Genomic DNA, 18717 nt, shown 5'->3' with positions numbered 1-18717 from the left:
GCGGGACCGAGAGGCCCCCCATGGCGCTCACGCCCTTCGGCAGTTGCCCGCGCGCCTCCGTTCCGTGGGGCTTTTTTGTCGGTAGTCCTTGACCCCCCCCCCCCCCCCCCCACGACCGGGTGTGGTGCCGCTGGTGGTGTCCGCGCGCAGTGGCGGGTCGCTGGCCGGGTTGGCCGGGCGGCTGGCCGCCGTGCTGGAGCGCGAGCCGCTGGGCGGGGTGGCCGGGTCGCTGGTGTCGGGGCGGGCCACGCTGAACGAGCGGGCGGTCGTCGTCGCGGGTTCGGCGGGTGAGGCGCAGGCCGGGCTGCAGGCGCTGGCTCGCGGGGAGAACGCGCCCGGCGTCGTGACCGGGACCGCGGGCAAGCCCGGCAAGGTCGTGTGGGTCTTCCCGGGCCAGGGCTCGCAGTGGGCCGGGATGGGCCGTGAGCTGCTGGAAGAGTCGCCAGTGTTCGCCGAGCGGATCAAGGAGTGCGCGGCCGCGCTGGAGCAGTGGACGGACTGGTCGCTGCTCGACGTGCTGCGCGGCGACGCCGACCTGCTGGACCGCGTCGACGTGGTGCAGCCCGCGAGCTTCGCGATGATGGTCGGGCTCGCCGCGGTGTGGTCGTCCCTCGGGGTGGTGCCGGACGCGGTGCTGGGGCACTCCCAGGGCGAGATCGCCGCCGCCTGCGTTTCGGGTGCGTTGTCCCTGGACGACGCGGCGAAGGTGGTTGCCCTGCGCAGCCAGGCGATCGCCGCGGACCTGGCCGGTCGCGGCGGGATGGCGTCGGTCGCCCTGAGCGAGGAAGACGCGGCCGCGCGGATCGGGCCGTGGGCGGACCGGGTCGAGGTCGCGGCGGTCAACAGCCCGTCCTCGGTCGTGATCGCGGGTGACGCCGAGGCCCTCGACGACGCGCTGAACGCGCTGGAGGCCGACGGCGTCCGCGCGCGGCGGGTCGCCGTGGACTACGCCTCGCACACCCGGCACGTCGAGGCCATCGCCGAGACCCTGGACCGGACCCTGGCCGGGATCAGCGCGCAGGCGCCGGTCATCCCGTTCTACTCCACCGTCCTCGGCACCTGGCTCGAAGAAGGCGTCGTCGACGGCGGCTACTGGTACCGGAACCTGCGGCAGCAGGTGCGGTTCGGCCCGTCGGTGGCCGCTCTGGCCGGGCTCGGGCACACGGTGTTCGTCGAGGTCAGCGCCCACCCGGTGCTGGTCCAGCCGCTGAGCGAGATCAGCGACGACGCCGTGGTGACCGGGTCGCTGCGGCGCGACGACGGCGGTTTGAAACGCCTGCTGGCGTCGGCGGCCGAGCTGCACGTCCGGGGCGTGCACGTGGACTGGGCCGCGACGGTGCCCGCGGGCGCCCGGGTCGACCTGCCGACGTACGCCTTCGACCGCCGGCACTTCTGGCTGCACGAAGCCGAAACCACGGAAACGGCCGAAGGCGCCGACGGCGAGTTCTGGACCGCGGTCGAACAGTCCGATGTGGACAGCCTGGCCGAGCTCCTCGACCTGGTGCCCGAACAGCGCGGGGCGCTCAGCACCGTGGTGCCCGTGCTGGCCGGGTGGCGGGACCGGCGCCGCGAGCGCTCGACCGCCGAAAAGCTGCGCTACCAGGTCACCTGGCAGCCCCTGGAGCGCGAAGCGACCGGCGTGCCGGGCGGCCGCTGGCTGGCCGTCGTGCCGGCCGGCACCACCGACGCGCTCCTGGACGAACTGACCGGCCAGGGCCTCGACCTCGTCCGGCTGGAGATCGAGGAGCCTTCGAGGGAACAGCTCGCCGAGCGGTTGCGGGGTGTCCTGGCGGAGCACGACCTCACCGGCGTGCTGTCGCTGCTCGCGCTCGACGGCGGGCCCGCGGACGCCACCGACATCACCGCGTCGACGCTCGCGCTGGTCCAGGCCCTCGGCGACACCACGACCTCCGCGCCGCTGTGGTGCCTCACCTCCGGCGCGGTGAACATCGGCATCCAGGACGCCGTCACCGCACCGGCCCAGGCGGCCGTGTGGGGGCTCGGCCGCGCGGTCGCGCTCGAACGCCTCGACCGGTGGGGCGGCCTGGTCGACCTGCCGGCCGCGATCGACGCGCGCACGGCTCAGGCCCTGCTCGGCGTGCTGAACGGCGCCGGCGGGGAAGACCAGCTCGCGGTCCGGCGGTCGGGCGTCTACGGCCGGCGCCTGGTCCGCAAACCCGTGCCGGAGTCCGCCACGGGCAAGTGGGAACCGCGCGGCACGGTCCTGGTCACCGGCGGCGCCGAAGGGCTCGGCCGGCACGCCTCGGTCTGGCTCGCGCAGTCCGGCGCCGACCGGCTCATCGTCACCGGCACCGACGGCGCCGAAGACCTGCGGGCCGAGCTGGCCGAGTTCGGCACCACCATCGAGTTCTGCGCCGACACCGACCGGGACGCGATCACGCGGCTGGTGGCGGACGCGGAGGTCACCGCCGTGGTGCACGCCGCGGACATCGCGCAGACCAGCTCCGTCGACGACACCGGGCGGGCCGACCTCGACGAGGTGTTCACCGCCAAGGTGACCACCGCGGTGTGGCTGGACCAGCTGTTCGAGGACACCCCGCTCGACGCCTTCGTCGTGTTCTCCTCCATCGCCGGTATCTGGGGCGGTGGCGGGCAGGGCCCGGCGGGTGCGGCGAACGCCGTCCTCGACGCCCTGGTCGAGTGGCGCCGGGCCCGCGGCCTCAAGGCGACGTCGATCGCCTGGGGTGCGCTGGACGAGATCGGCATCGGCATGGACGAAGCCGCGCTCGCCCAGCTCCGCCGCCGCGGTGTGCTGCCGATGGCGCCGCCGCTGGCCGTCACCGCGATGGTGCAGGCGGTGGCCGGCCACGAGAAGGCCGTGGCGGTGGCCGACATGGACTGGGCCGCCTTCGTCCCCGCGTTCACCTCGGTCCGGCCCAGCCCGCTGTTCGCCGACCTGCCCGAAGCGAAGGCGATCCTGCAGGCCACGCAGGACGACGGCGCGGACGGCGACACGGCGTCGTCGCTCGCGGACTCGCTGCGGGCGGTCCCGGACGCCGAGCAGAACCGCATCCTGCTGAAGCTGGTCCGCGGGCACGCCTCGACCGTCCTCGGCCACAGCGGCGCCGAGGGGATCGGCCCGCGGCAGGCGTTCCAGGAGGTCGGCTTCGACTCCCTGGCCGCGGTCAACCTCCGCAACAGCCTGCACGCGGCCACCGGGCTGAAGCTGCCGGCGACGCTGATCTTCGACTACCCCACCCCGGAGGCGCTGGTCGGCTACCTGCGCGTCGAGCTGCTCCGGGAAGCCGACGACGGCCTGGAGGGCCGGGAGGACGACCTCCGGCGGGTCCTTGCCGCCGTGCCGTTCGCCCGGTTCAAGGAAGCGGGCGTCCTGGAGGCGTTGCTCGGCCTGGCCGACGCGGAAGCCGGCCCGGAGCCGGAGATCCCCGCACCGGCCACCGACGACGCAGAACTGATCGACGCACTGGACATCTCCGGTCTCGTGCAACGGGCCCTCGGGCAGACGAGCTGACCGCCGATGGCGAACGAATCGTGGAGGAAGAACATGTCCGCGCCGAACGAGCAGATCGTTGACGCACTGCGCGCTTCGCTGAAGGAGAACGTCCGCCTCCAGCAGGAGAACGCCGCGCTGGCCGCGGCCGCCGCGGAGCCCATCGCGATCGTCTCCATGGCCTGCCGCTACGCCGGCGGGATCCGCGGCCCGGAGGACTTCTGGCGCGTGGTGTCCGAAGGCGCCGACGTCTACACCGGTTTCCCCACCGACCGCGGCTGGGACCTCGAAGGCCTGTACCACCCGGACCCCGACAACCCGGGGACGACGTACGTGCGGGAGGGCGCCTTCCTGCACGACGCGGCCCGGTTCGACGCGGGTTTCTTCGGGATCTCGCCGCGTGAGGCGCTGGCCATGGACCCGCAGCAGCGGCAGCTCCTGGAGGTGTCCTGGGAGACCCTCGAACGCGCGGGCATCGACCCGCATTCGGTGCGGGGCAGCGACATCGGCGTGTTCGCGGGGGTCGTCCACCAGGACTACGCCCCGGACCTCAGCGGGTTCGAGGACTTCATGAGCCTGGAGCGCGCCCTGGGCACCGCGGGCGGGGTCGCCTCCGGCCGGGTCGCCTACACGCTCGGCCTCGAAGGCCCCGCCGTCACGGTCGACACCATGTGTTCCTCGTCGCTGGTGGCGATTCACCTTGCCTCGCAAGCGCTTCGACGTGGTGAGTGCTCGATGGCGCTGGCCGGCGGCTCGACCGTGATGGCCACGCCGGGCGGGTTCGTCGGCTTCGCGCGGCAGCGGGCGCTGGCCTTCGACGGGCGCTGCAAGTCCTACGCCGCGGCCGCCGACGGCTCCGGCTGGGCCGAGGGCGTCGGCGTGGTGCTGCTGGAACGGCTCTCGGTGGCGCGCGAGCGCGGGCACCAGGTCCTCGCCGTCATCCGCGGCAGCGCGGTCAACCAGGACGGCGCGTCCAACGGCCTGACCGCCCCCAACGGCCCGGCGCAGCAGCGGGTCATCCGCAAGGCGCTGGCCAGCGCCGGGCTGTCGACGTCCGATGTGGACACCGTGGAGGGGCACGGCACCGGCACGGTGCTCGGCGACCCGATCGAGGTCCAGGCCCTGCTGGCCACCTACGGGCAGGGCCGCGACCCGCAGCAGCCGCTCCTGCTCGGCTCGGTGAAGTCGATCGTCGGGCACACGCAGGGCGCCTCCGGCGTGGCCGGCGTGATCAAGATGGTGCAGTCCCTGCGGCACGGGAAGCTCCCGGCCACCCTGCACGTGGACGCGCCCACCCCGCAGGTCGACTGGACGGCGGGCTCGATCGAGCTGCTCACCGAGGCCCGCGAGTGGCCGCGCAACGGCCACCCGCGCCGCGGCGGCATCTCCTCCTTCGGCGCCAGCGGCACCAACGCCCACATGATCCTGGAGGAGGCCCCCGACGACCTCGTGAGTGGTAAGGCGCGTTCTAACCCTCCTTACCACTCACGACAGTCTTTGGTGCCGCTGGTTCTGTCGGCCGGGTCCGCGGCTTCGCTGGCGGCGCAGGCCGGGCGGCTCGCCGAGGTCGGTGACGTTTCGCTGGCGGACATGGCCGGGACGCTCGTGTCCGGGCGCGCGATGCTGAGCGAGCGTGCGGTCGTCGTGGCCGAGTCGAGCGAAGAGGCCGTGAGCGGGCTGCAGGCGCTCGCCCGTGGCGAGAGCGCGCCTGGTGTGCTCACCGGTCGCGGCGCCGGGGCGCCGGGCAAGGTTGTGTGGGTGTTCCCCGGGCAGGGGACGCAGTGGGCCGGGATGGGCCGCGAGCTGCTCGACGCCTCGGAGGTGTTCGCCGCGCGGATCGCCGAGTGCGAGGCCGCGCTCGGGCGGTGGGTCGACTGGTCGCTGACCGACGTCCTGCGCGGCGACGCCGACCTCCTCGACCGCGTCGACGTCGTGCAGCCGGCGAGCTTCGCCGTCATGGTCGGGCTCGCCGCGGTGTGGGCCTCGCTCGGCGTGGAGCCCGAGGCCGTCGTGGGGCACTCGCAGGGTGAGATCGCGGCCGCGTGCGTGTCCGGGGCGCTGACCCTGGAGGACGCGGCGAAGGTCGTCGCCCTGCGCAGCCAGGCGATCGCCGCCTCGCTGGCCGGGCGCGGCGGGATGGCGTCGGTGGCGTTGAGCGAAGAAGACGCGGCCGCGCGGATCGAGCCGTGGGCGGGCCGGGTGGAGGTCGCCGCGGTCAACGGGCCGACGTCCGTCGTCATCGCCGGGGATGCCGAGGCCCTGGACGAAGCCCTCGACGCGCTCGACGACCAGGGCGTCCGGATCCGGCGGGTCGCGGTGGACTACGCGTCCCACACCCGGCACGTCGAAGCCGCCCGCGACGCACTGGCCGAGATGCTCGGCGGGATCCGCGCGCAGGCCCCGGAGGTGCCGTTCTACTCGACCGTCACCGGCGAGTGGGTGGAAGACGCCGGTGTCCTCGACGGCGGCTACTGGTACCGGAACCTCCGCCGCCAGGTGCGGTTCGGGCCGGCGGTGGCCGCGCTGATCGAGCAGGGCCACCGGGTGTTCGTCGAGGTCAGCGCGCACCCCGTGCTGGTCCAGCCGATCACCGAGCTCGTCGACGACACCGAAGCCGTCGTCACCGGGACGCTGCGGCGCGAGGACGGCGGCCTCCGGCGCCTGCTGGCCTCGGCGGCCGAGCTGTTCGTGCGCGGCGTGACGGTGGACTGGACCGGCGTGCTGCCGCCGTTCGAGCGCGCCGACCTGCCGACGTACGCCTTCGACCACCAGCACTACTGGCTGCGGCTGGGCGAATCGGCGAAGGACGCCGTGTCGCTCGGCCTGGTCGGCGCCGACCACCCGCTGCTCGGCGCGGTCGTGCCGCTGCCGCAGTCCGACGGGCTCGTCTTCACCTCGCGGCTTTCGCTTCAGTCGCACCCGTGGCTGGCCGGGCACGCGATCGGCGGGGTGGTGCTCATCCCGGGCACGGTCTACGTCGACCTCGCGCTGCGCGCCGGTGACGAGCTCGGCTTCGGCGTCCTGGAAGAGCTCGTCATCGAGGCGCCGCTGGTGCTGGCCGAGCGCGGCGGCGTCCGCGTGCAGGTCGCGGTGAGCGGGCCCAACGAGACCGGCTCGCGCGCGGTGGACGTCTTTTCCATGCGGGAAGACGGCGACGACTGGACCCGGCACGCGACCGGTCTGCTGGGCGCGTCGACGTCCCGCGAACCGAGCCGCTTCGACTTCGCCGCCTGGCCGCCCGCCGGGGCCGAACCGATCGACGTCGAGAACTTCTACGCCGACCTGACCGAGCGCGGGTACGCCTACAGCGGCGCGTTCCAGGGCATGCGGGCGGTGTGGCGGCGTGGTACCGGCGACCACACCGAGGTGTTCGCCGAGGTCGCCCTGCCCGAGGACCACCGTGAGGACGCCGGCAAGTTCGGCCTCCACCCGGCGCTGCTGGACGCGGCCCTGCACACCAACGCCTTCGCCAACCCCGGCGACGAGCGCAGCGTGCTGCCGTTCGCGTGGAACGGCCTGGTCCTGCACGCCGTCGGGGCGTCGGCGCTGCGGGTGCGGGTCGCCCCGGGCGGGCCGGACGCGCTGACGTTCCAGGCCGCCGACGAGACCGGTGGCCTGGTCGTCACCATGGATTCGCTGGTGTCGCGCGAGGTCTCCACCGAGCAGCTGGAGACGGCGGCGGGCGACGAGCGGGACTCCCTGTTCCAGGTGGACTGGGTCGACGTGCCCGCGCCGGAAAGCGTGGCCACGGACCACGTCGAGGTGCTCGAAGCCGTCGGCGGCGACGCGCTGGACCTGACCAGCCGGGTGCTGGAAGGCGTGCAGGCGTGGCTCGAAAGCGCGGCCGACGGCGCCCGGCTGGTCGTGGTGACCCGCGGCGCCGTCCGCGAGGTGACCGACCCGGCCGGTGCCGCGGTGTGGGGTCTGGTGCGGGCCGCGCAGGCGGAAAACCCGGGCCGGATCATCCTGGCCGACACCGACGGTGACGTCCCGCTCGGCGCGGTGCTGGCCACCGGCGAGCCGCAGGTCGCTTTGCATAACAACACTTTCTCCGTTCCGCGGCTGGCCCGCGCCACCGGCGAAGCGCCGGACGCGGTGTTCCGTCCGGAAGGGACGGTCCTGCTCACCGGCGGTACCGGCTCGCTGGGTGCCCTGGTGGCCAAGCACCTGGTGGCCCGGCACGGCGTCCGGCGCCTGGTGCTCGCGAGCCGTCGCGGGGTGGCCGCGGACGACGTCCTCGCGGAGCTGACCGAGCAGGGCGCGGACGTGACCGTGGTGGCCTGCGACGTCTCCGACCGCGACCAGGTGGCCGCGCTCCTGGCCGAGCACCGGCCGACCGGCGTCGTGCACCTGGCCGGTCTGCTGGACGACGGCGTGATCCCGGCTCTGAACCGCGAGCGGCTGGCCGGGGTGTTCGCGCCCAAGGTCGACGCCGTCCGGCACCTCGACGAGCTGAGCCGGGACAGTGACCTCGACGCCTTCGTCGTGTTCTCGTCCGCGGCCGCGCTGATGGGCTCGGCCGGGCAGGGCAACTACGCGGCGGCCAACGCCTTCCTCGACGGCCTGATGGCCGGCCGCCGGGCGGCGGGCCTGCCGGGCGTGTCGCTGGCCTGGGGCCTGTGGGAGCAGGCCGACGGCCTGACCGCGCACCTCAGCGCGACCGACCAGGCCCGGATGAGCCGCGGCGGCGTGCTGGCCATGACGCCCGCCGAGGCCCTCGGCAGCTTCGACATCGGCCTGGCCGCCGAGCAGCCGCTGCTGGTCCCGATCAAGCTCGACCTGAAGACCCTGCGCGGCGCCGGGGAGGTCCCGCACCTGCTGCGCGGCCTGGTCCGCGCGAGCCGCCGCGTCGCACGGGCGGCCGCCGCGAGCGGTGGCGGCCTGGTCCAGAAGCTCGCCGGCAAGCCCGCCGAGGAGCAGGAAGCCGTCCTGCTCGGCATCATCCAGGCCGAGGCGGCCGCGGTGCTCGGCTTCGCCGCGCCCGAGCTGGCCCAGGGCACCAAGGGGTTCAGCGACCTCGGCTTCGACTCCCTGACGGCGGTCGAGCTGCGGAACCGGCTCAGCGCGGCGACGAGCGTCAAGCTGCCCGCCACGCTCGTCTTCGACTACCCGACGCCGGTCGCCCTCGCCCGGCACCTCCGCGAGGAACTCGGCGAGACGGTGTCGGGTGCGCCGGTCACCCCGGTGACCACCGCCGCGGACGCGGGCGAGCCGATCGCCATCGTCGGCATGGCCTGCCGCCTGCCGGGCGGGGTCATGAGCCCCGACGACCTGTGGCGGATGGTCGCCGAGGGCCGCGACGGCATGTCGGCCTTCCCCGAAGACCGCGGCTGGGACCTGGACGGCCTGTTCGACTCCGACCCGGAACGCCCGGGCACGGCCTACATCCGGCAGGGCGGCTTCCTGCACGAGGCCGCGCAGTTCGACCCCGGCTTCTTCGGGATCTCGCCGCGTGAGGCGCTGGCCATGGACCCGCAGCAGCGGCTGCTGCTGGAAGCGTCCTGGGAAGCTCTGGAGCGTGCGGGCATCGACCCGACGAAGGCCCGCGGCGACGCCGTCGGCGTCTTCTCCGGCGTCTCCATCCACGACTACCTCGAGTCCCTGAGCAACATGCCCGCGGAACTCGAAGGGTTCGTCACCACGGCCACCGCGGGCAGCGTCGCCTCCGGCCGCGTGTCGTACACCTTCGGGTTCGAGGGCCCGGCGGTCACCGTCGACACGGCGTGCTCGTCGTCGCTGGTGGCGATTCACCTGGCGGCACAGGCCCTTCGCCAGGGCGAGTGCACGATGGCCCTCGCCGGTGGCGTCGCCGTGATGGGCTCGCCGATCGGCGTGATCGGCATGTCGCGGCAGCGCGGCATGGCCGAGGACGGCCGGGTCAAGGCGTTCGCGGACGGCGCGGACGGCACCGTGCTGTCCGAGGGCGTCGGCATCGTCGTGCTGGAGCGGCTTTCCGTGGCTCGCGAGCGCGGCCACCAGGTGCTCGCCGTGCTGCGGGGTTCCGCGGTCAACCAGGACGGCGCGTCCAACGGCCTGACCGCGCCCAACGGGCCGTCGCAGCAGCGGGTGATCCGCAGCGCGCTCGCCACCGCCGGACTGCAACCGTCCGATGTGGACGTCGTCGAGGCGCACGGCACCGGCACCGCGCTGGGCGACCCGATCGAGGCCCAGGCCGTGCTGGCCACCTACGGCAAGAACCGCGAGACGCCGTTGTGGCTCGGGTCGCTGAAGTCCAACATCGGCCACACCCAGGCCGCCGCGGGCGTCGCCGCCGTCATCAAGATGGTCCAGGCGCTGCGGCACGACGCCCTGCCCCCGACCCTCCACGTGCAGGAACCGACCAAGCAGGTCGACTGGTCCGCGGGCGCGGTCGAGCTGCTCACCGAGGGCCGCGAGTGGGCGCGCAACGGCCACCCGCGCCGGGCCGGCGTCTCGTCGTTCGGCATCAGCGGCACCAACGCGCACCTCATCCTCGAAGAGGCCCCCGCCGAGGACGTCGCCGAAGCGGACGTGCCCGACGGCGTGGTGCCCGTGGTGGTCTCCGCGCGCAGCGCCGGATCCCTGGCGGGCCAGGCCGCGCGGCTGGCGGAGTTCCTCGACGGGGACGTCCCGCTGACCCGCGTGGCGGGTGCCCTGCTGTCGACGCGGGCGACCCTGACCGACCGGGCCGTCGTCGTGGCGGGCTCGGCCGAGGAGGCCCGCGCGGGGCTGACCGCGCTGGCCCGCGGCGAGAGCGCGAGCGGGCTGGTGACCGGGACCGCCGGGATGCCGGGCAAGACCGTGTGGGTGTTCCCCGGGCAGGGGACGCAGTGGGCCGGCATGGGCCGGGAGCTGCTGGAGTCTTCGCCGGTGTTCGCCGAGCGGATCGGAGAGTGCGCGGCCGCGCTGGAGCCGTGGGTCGACTGGTCGCTGCTGGACGTCCTGCGCGGCGAAGGCGATCTGGCGCTGATCGAGCGCGTCGACGTGCTGCAGCCCGCGACCTTTGCCGTCATGGTCGGGCTCGCCGCGGTGTGGGCCTCGGCCGGGGTGGTGCCCGACGCGGTGCTGGGCCACTCCCAGGGGGAGATCGCCGCGGCCTGCGTGGCCGGTGCACTGTCCCTTGCGGACGCCGCGAAGGTGGTGGCGTTGCGCAGCCAGGCGATCGCGGCGCAGCTGTCCGGCCGCGGTGGCATGGCGTCGGTCCAGCTCGGCCACGACGAGGTGGCCGCCCGGCTTGCGCCGTGGGAGGGCCGCGTCGAGATCGCCGCCGTCAACGGCCCGGCTTCGGTCGTCATCGCGGGCGATGCTTCAGCGCTGACGGAGGCCGTCGAGGCGCTGTCCGCCCGGCGGGTGGCGGTGGACTACGCGTCCCACACGCGGCACGTCGAAGACATCCAGGACACCCTCGCCGAAACCCTGGCCGGGATCACCGCGCAGGCGCCGGTGGTGCCGTTCTACTCGACCGTCACCGGCGAGTGGATCACCGACGCCGGGGTCGTCGACGGCGGGTACTGGTACCGGAACCTGCGCAACCAGGTCGGGTTCGGCCCGGCGGTCGCCGCGCTGGTCGAGCAGGGCCACGGCGTGTTCGTCGAGGTCAGCGCGCACCCGGTGCTGGTGCAGCCGGTCACCGACGTCGTGGACGGCACCGAGGTCGACGCCGTCGTCACCGGGACGCTGCGGCGCCAGGACGGCGGCCTGCGCCGGCTGCTGACGTCGATGGCCGAGCTGTTCGTCCGGGGTGTCCCGGTCGACTGGGCCACGATGGCGCCGCCCGCGCGCGTCGAACTGCCGACGTACGCCTTCGACCACCAGCACTTCTGGCTCAGCCCGCCCGCCGCGGCCGACGCCCCCGCGCTGGGGCTGGCCGGGGCCGGCCACCCGCTGCTGGGGGCGGTCGTGCCGCTGCCGCAGTCGGACGGCCTGGTCTTCACCTCGCGGCTGTCGGCGCGGACGCACCCGTGGCTGGCCGACGGCGTCCCGGCGGCCGCCCTGGTGGAGCTGGCGGTCAGGGCCGGTGACGAGGTCGGGTGCCCGATCCTCGACGACCTGACCGTCGAGACGCCCCTGGTGCTGCCGGAGAGCGGTGGCCTGCGGGTACAGGTCACGGTCACCGGGGAGCGCGCGGTCGAGGTGTATTCGCAGCGCGAAGGCGACGAGGACTGGATCCGGAACGCCACCGGGCACCTGTCCGCCACGGCTCCGGCGCACGAGTCCTTCGACTTCACCGCCTGGCCGCCCGCTGGTGCGCAGGAGGTCGACGGCGGCTGGCGGCGCGGCGAGGAGATCTTCGCCGAGGTTGCGCTGTCCGAGGAACTGGACGCCGGCGCGTTCGGCATCCACCCCTTCCTGTTGGACGCGGCCGTGCGGCCGGTCCTCGCGGACGGCGAGCAGCCGGCGGCGTGGCACGGCCTGGTCCTGCACGCCGCGGGTGCCTCGGCGCTGCGGGTGCGGCTGGTGCCCGGCGGTGCCCTCCAGGCGGCGGACGAAACCGGCGGCCTGGTCCTCACGGCGGATTCGGTGACGGGCCGGGAACTCGCGGCCGGGAAGACCCGCGCCGGATCGCTGTACCGCGTCGACTGGACCGAAGTGTCCCTTGCGGACGGTCCGGTGCCGGACAAGGTCGAGGTCGTCGAGGCCTTCGGTGAAGAGCCCCTGGACCTGACCGCCCGGGTGCTGGAAGCCGTGCAGAGGTTCCTCGTGGACGCGGCCGACGACGCCCGCCTGGTCGTGGTGACCCGCGGCGCCGTGCGCGACGTGGCCGACCCGGCCGGGGCCGCCGTGTGGGGCCTGGTCCGGGCCGCGCAGGCGGAAAACCCCGACCGCATCTTCCTGCTCGACACCGACGGCGAGGCCCTGGTCCTGGCGACCGAAGAGCCGGAGGTCGCCGTGCGGGGCGGGAAGTTCTTCGTGCCCCGCATCACTCGCGCGGAGCAGGGCGGCGACGCCGTCTTCCGCCCGGACGGGACGGTCCTGATCTCGGGTGCCGGTGCGCTCGGTGGCCTGGTGGCCCGGCGCCTGGTGGAGCGCCACGGCGTGCGGAAGCTGGTGCTGGCTTCGCGGCGCGGCCGGGACGCCGATGGCGTGGCGGAGCTGGTCGCCGAGCTGGCCGCGGACGTTTCCGTGGTGGCGTGTGACGTCTCCGACCGTGCCCAGGTGGCCGCGCTGCTCGACGAGCACCGGCCGACCGCCGTGGTGCACACCGCCGGTGTCCTCGACGCCGGTGTCATCGGGACGCTCGACCGCGAGCGGCTGGCCCGGGTGTTCGCGCCGAAGGTCGACGCGGTCCGGCACCTGGACGAACTCACCCGCGACCGGGATCTCGACGCCTTCGTCGTCTACTCCTCGGTGTCCGCGGTGTTCATGGGCGCGGGCAGTGGCAGTTACGCCGCGGCGAACGCCTTCCTGGACGGCCTGATGGCGAACCGCCGGGCGGCGGGGCTGCCGGGCCTGTCGCTGGCGTGGGGCCTGTGGGAGCAGAGCACCGGCATGGCCGCCAACACCGACGAGGCCACCCGCGCCCGGATGAGCCGCCGCGGCGGCCTGCAGATCATGACGCAGGACGAGGGCATGGACCTGTTCGACGCCGCCCTCGGCTCGAGCGAGTCCCTGCTGGTGCCCGCGAAGCTGGACCTCCGCGCCGAAGGGACCGTGCCGCACATGCTGCGCGGCCTGGTCCGGACGGGCCGGGCGCAGGCGCGCACGGCGTCCACTGTGGACAGCGGGTTGGCGGGCCGGCTGGCCGGGCTGACCCCGGCGGACCAGCTCACCCTGCTGCTGGACCTCGTCCGGGCCCAGGTCGCGGCGGTGCTCGGGCACGCCGACGCGAGTGCGGTCCGCGTCGACACGGCGTTCAAGGACGCCGGGTTCGACTCGCTGACCGCGGTCGAGCTGCGCAACCGGATGCGGACCGCCACCGGGCTCAAGCTGCCCGCGACGCTCGTCTTCGACTACCCGAACCCCCAGGCCCTCGCTCGCCACCTGCGTGACGAACTCGGCGGCGCGGCGGAAACGCCGGTGGTCACGGCGGTCGCGAAGGCCGACCTCGACGAGCCGATCGCCATCGTCGGCATGGCGTGCCGCCTGCCCGGCGGGGTCACCGGCCCCGAGGACCTGTGGCGGCTGGTGTCCGAACGCCGGGACGCCGTCTCGGGCTTCCCCGAAGACCGCGGCTGGGACCTGGAGAAGATCTACGACCCGGACCCGGCGCGCCCGGGCAAGACCTACACCCGCCACGGCGGCTTCCTGCACGAGGCCGGCCTGTTCGACGCGGGCTTCTTCGGCATCTCGCCGCGCGAGGCCGTCGCCATGGACCCCCAGCAGCGGCTGCTGCTGGAGACGTCCTGGGAGGCGATGGAAGACGCCGGGGTCGACGCGCTCGCGTTGAAGGGCAACGACGTCGGGGTGTTCACCGGCATGTTCGGCCAGGGTTACGTCGCCCCCGGCGACAGTGTGGTCACGCCGGAGCTGGAGGGTTTCGCGGGCACCGGCGGGTCGTCGAGCGTGGCCTCCGGCCGCGTGTCGTACGTGTTCGGCTTCGAAGGCCCGGCGGTGACGATCGACTCGGCGTGCTCGTCTTCGCTGGTCGCGATGCACCTCGCCGCCCAGTCCCTGCGCCAGGGCGAATGCTCGATGGCGCTGGCCGGCGGCGCGACCGTGATGGCGAACCCCGGCGCGTTCGTGGAGTTCTCGCGGCAGCGGGGCCTCGCCGTCGACGGGCGCTGCAAGGCGTTCGCCGCCGCGGCCGACGGCACCGGCTGGGCCGAAGGTGTCGGCGTGGTCGTGCTGGAGCGGCTGTCCGTGGCCCGCGAACGCGGACACCGGATCCTGGCCGTGCTGAGCGGCAGCGCGGTCAACCAGGACGGCGCGTCCAACGGCCTGACCGCCCCGAACGGTCCCTCGCAGCAGCGGGTGATCCGCCGGGCCCTGGCCAACGCCGGGCTGGCACCGTCCGATGTGGACGTCGTGGAAGGTCACGGCACCGGGACCACCCTGGGTGACCCGATCGAGGCGCAGGCCCTGATCGCCACCTACGGCAAGGACCGCGAGACGCCGTTGTGGCTGGGCTCGCTGAAGTCGAACATCGGCCACGCGCAGGCCGCGGCGGGGGTCGCGGGCGTGATCAAGATGGTCCAGGCCCTGCGGCACGAAGTCCTGCCGCCGACACTGCACGTCGACCAGCCGACCCCCGAGGTGGACTGGTCCGCCGGTGCCGTCGAACTCCTGACGGAGGCTCGCGAGTGGCCGCGCAACGGCCGTCCGCGCCGGGCCGGGGTGTCCGCGTTCGGCGTCAGCGGCACGAACGCGCACCTCATCCTCGAGGAGGCCCCCGAAGACCTCGTGAGTGAAAAGGCGGGTTCTAACCCGCCTTACCACTCACGACCGAGCCGCGGCAGCGTGGTGCCGGTGGTGGTGTCCGCGCGGAGCACGACTTCGCTGGCCGGGCAGGCTGGGCGGCTGGCTGACGTCGTCGCGGGTGACGCGCCGCTGGCCGGCGTGGCCCGGGCGCTGGTGGCGAACCGGGCCACGCTGACCGAGCGCGCGGTGGTCGTCGCGGGCTCCCGTGAGGAGGCCGTGACGGGCCTGGAAGCGTTGGCCCGCGGGGAAGACACCGCCGCGGTGGTCACCGGCCGGGCCGGGGCGCCGGGCAAGGTCGTGTGGGTCTTCCCCGGCCAGGGCTCGCAGTGGGCCGGCATGGGCCGGGAACTGCTGGAGTCCTCGCCGGTGTTCGCCGAGCGGGTCGCCGAATGCGCGGCCGCGCTGGAACCGTGGGTCGACTGGTCGCTGCTCGACGTCCTGCGCGGCGAAGGTGAGTTGGACCGGGTCGACGTCGTCCAGCCCGCGAGCTTCGCGGTGATGGTCGGCCTGGCCGCGGTGTGGCAGTCGGTGGGCGTCCGGCCGGACGCCGTGGTGGGGCACTCGCAGGGCGAGATCGCCGCTGCCTGCGTGTCGGGGGCGTTGTCGCTGCCGGACGCGGCGAAGGTCGTCGCCCTGCGCAGCCAGGCCATCGCCACCCGGCTGGCCGGCCGCGGGGGCATGGCCTCCGTGGCCCTGAGCGAAGAAGACGCGACCGAGCGGCTCGCGCCGTGGGCCGACCGGATCCAGGTGGCCGCGGTCAACAGCCCGACGTCCGTGGTGATCGCCGGGGAGGCCCGGGCGCTCGACGAGGTGGTCGACGCGTGGACGGCCGACGGCGTCCGCGTCCGGCGGGTGGCCGTGGACTACGGCTCCCACACCAACCAGGTCGAGGCCATCGAGGACCTGCTCGCGGAGACCCTGGCCGGGATCGAAGCGCAGGCACCGGCGGTGCCGTTCTACTCCACAGTGGACGGTGACTGGATCACCGGCGCCGGGGTCGTCGACGGCGGCTACTGGTACCGGAACCTGCGCAACCGGGTCGGCTTCGGCCCGGCGGTGGCGGAGCTCGTCCGCCAGGGCCACGGCGTGTTCGTCGAGGTCAGCGCGCACCCGGTGCTGGTCCAGCCGCTCAGCGAGATCAGCGACGACGCCGTGGTGACCGGGTCGCTCCGGCGCGAGGACGGCGGCCTGCGCCGCCTGCTCACGTCGATGGCCGAGCTGTTCGTGCGGGGGATCGCGCTCGACTGGACCGCGGTCCTGCCGGCGGCGGACCGGGTCGACCTGCCGAAGTACGCCTTCGACCACCGGCACTACTGGCTGCGGCCGGCCGAGTCCGCGACCGACGCGGCCTCGCTGGGCCAGGCCGCGGCCGACCACCCGCTGCTGGGCGCGGTCGTCGAGCTGCCGCAGTCCGACGGCCTGGTGTTCACCTCGCGCCTCTCGGTGCGGACGTACCCGTGGCTGGCCGGCCACGCGGTCGGCGGCGTGGTCATCCTGCCCGGCTCCGGGCTGGCCGAACTGGCCGTGCGGGCCGGTGACGAGGCCGGCTGCACCGCCCTCGACGAGCTCGTCATCGAGGCCCCGCTGGTCGTGCCCGCGCAGGGCGGCGTCCGGGTGCAGGTCGCGCTGAGCGGCCCGGACGACACCGGCTCGCGCACGGTGAACGTCTACTCCCAGCGCGACGGCGGCACGGGGTCCTGGACGCGGCACGCCACCGGCCTGCTGTCGTCGGCACCGGCGCCGGAGAGCGGGTTCGACTTCCACGCCTGGCCGCCCGCGGGCGCCGAGCGCGTCGACGTCGAGACGTTCTACACCGACCTGGCGGACCGCGGGTACGGCTACGGCCCGGCGTTCCAGGGCCTGCGTGCGGTGTGGCGGCGGGACGACGAAATCTTCGCCGAGGCCGCGCTGCCGGAGGACCTGGGCAAGGAAGCGGGCCGGTTCGGCGTCCACCCGGCGCTGCTCGACGCGGCCCTGCAGGCCGCGACGGTCGGCGGCGGGGACGAGCCCGGTGAGCCGGTGCTCGCGTTCGCCTGGAACGGCCTGGTCCTGCACGCCGCGGGCGCCTCGGCCCTGCGGGTCCGGCTCGCGCCGAGCGGCCCGGACGCGCTGTCCGTCGAAGCCGCCGACGAGACCGGCGGGCTGGTCCTGACCATGGAATCGCTGGTGTCCCGGCCGGTTTCGGCCGGCCGGCTGGGCGCGGCCGCCGACGCGGGCCACGACGCGATGTTCCGCGTCGACTGGACCGAGCTGCCTTCGGTGCCGCGCGCCGAGCTGCCGCCGTGGCGGCAGGTGGACACCGCCGACGACGTCGTGACCCTGGCGGAGAAGGCGGACGCCCCACCGGTGGTGGTCTGGGAAGCGGCCGGAGACACGGCGCTGGCCCTCAGCTCCCGGGCCCTCGAGATCGTGCAGGTGTGGCTGGCCGCGGCCGCGTTGGAGGACTCCCGGCTGGTCGTGACGACCCGGGGTGCGGTCCCCGCCGGGGGCGACCACACGCTGACCGACCCGGCCGCGGCGGCGGTGTGGGGCCTGGTCCGGTCCGCCCAGGCGGAACACCCGGACCGGATCGTCCTGCTCGACACCGACGGCGATGTACCGCTGGATGCGGTGCTGGCCTCCGGCGAACCGCAGCTCGCGGTCCGCGGCACGGCGTTCTTCGTGCCCCGGCTGGCCCGTGCCACCCGGATCGCGGACGTGCCCGCCACCTTCGGCCCGGACGGGACGGTGCTGGTCTCCGGCGCCGGTTCGCTCGGCACGCTGGTGGCCAAGCACCTGGTGGCGCAGCACGGTGTGCGGAAGCTGGTGCTCGCCAGCCGCCGCGGCCCGGACGCCGAGGGCGCCGCCGAGCTGGTCGCCGAACTCGCCGACGCGGACGTGTCCGTGGTGGCCTGTGACGTCTCCGACCGCGACCAGGTGGCCGCGCTGCTGGCGGACGTGCCCGACCTGACCGGGGTGGTGCACACCGCGGGCGTCTTCGAGGACGGCGTGATCGACGCGCTGACCCCGGAGCAGCTGGCGAACGTGTACGCGGCGAAGGTCGACGCGGTCCGCCACCTCGACGAGCTGACCCGTGACCGCGAACTCGGCGCGTTCGCCGTGTTCTCGTCCGTCGCCGGGGTGATGGGCGGCGGCGGCCAGGGCCCGTACGCGGCGGCGAACGCCTTCCTGGACGCGGCGATGGCGCACCGCCGGGCCGCGGGCCTGCCGGGCCTGTCGCTGGCCTGGGGCCTCTGGGAACGCAGCAGCGGCATGGCCGCCCACCTCAGCGAGATCGACCACGCCCGGGCCAGCCGCAACGGCGTCCTCGAACTGACCCGGGCCGAGGGCCTGGCGCTGTTCGACCTCGCCCTGCGGACCGGCGAGTCCCTGCTGGTGCCGATCAAGCTCGACCTGGCGGCCATGCGGACGGGCCCGATCGGCGTGCTGTTCCGCGGCCTGGTCCGGCCGGGCCGGACGCAGGCGCGCTCGGGGTCTGCTGTGGACAAGGGGCTGGCCGGGCGGCTGGCCGGGCTCGACCCGGCCGACCGGGAGGAAATCCTGGTCGACCTGGTCCGCGGCCAGGTCGCGGTGGTGCTGGGCTACGACGGGCCGGAGGCGGTGCGCCCGGACACGGCGTTCAAGGACACCGGTTTCGACTCGCTGACGTCGGTGGAGCTGCGCAACCGGCTGCGCGAGGCGACCGGGCTGAAACTGCCCGCCACCCTCGTCTTCGACTACCCGAACCCCCTCGCGGTGGCCCGCTACCTGGGTGCGCGGCTGGTCCCGGAAAGCAACGGGCACAACGGGAACGGGCCCGACCGGCGGCGGCTGGTGCCGGTCGTGGCCGAGGACGCGGGCGAGGAGCGGGCGATCGCCGACCTGGGTGTCGACGACCTCGTGCAACTGGCTTTCGGCGACGAGTGATT

The 18717-nt window shown here is 74.5% G+C and carries 2 protein-coding genes; both read left to right on the top strand.

What is annotated here, in order from left to right:
* The first annotated feature begins 136 nt into the window (after positions 1-136).
* A complete protein-coding gene (locus ABZW17_RS32210; RefSeq protein WP_354822641.1) occupies positions 137-3493 on the top strand; it encodes an acyltransferase domain-containing protein in 3357 nt (1118 codons plus the stop codon).
* 33 nt (positions 3494-3526) lie between these two features.
* Complete coding sequence (locus tag ABZW17_RS32205) at positions 3527-18715, top strand: type I polyketide synthase (protein ID WP_354822639.1); 15189 nt, start codon at positions 3527-3529, stop codon at positions 18713-18715.
* Positions 18716-18717: the final 2 nt, after the last annotated feature.

The organism is Amycolatopsis sp. NPDC004625 (assembly GCF_040609695.1).
Lineage (GTDB): Bacteria > Actinomycetota > Actinomycetes > Mycobacteriales > Pseudonocardiaceae > Amycolatopsis.
This window is presented reverse-complemented; position numbering and strand designations above follow the sequence as displayed.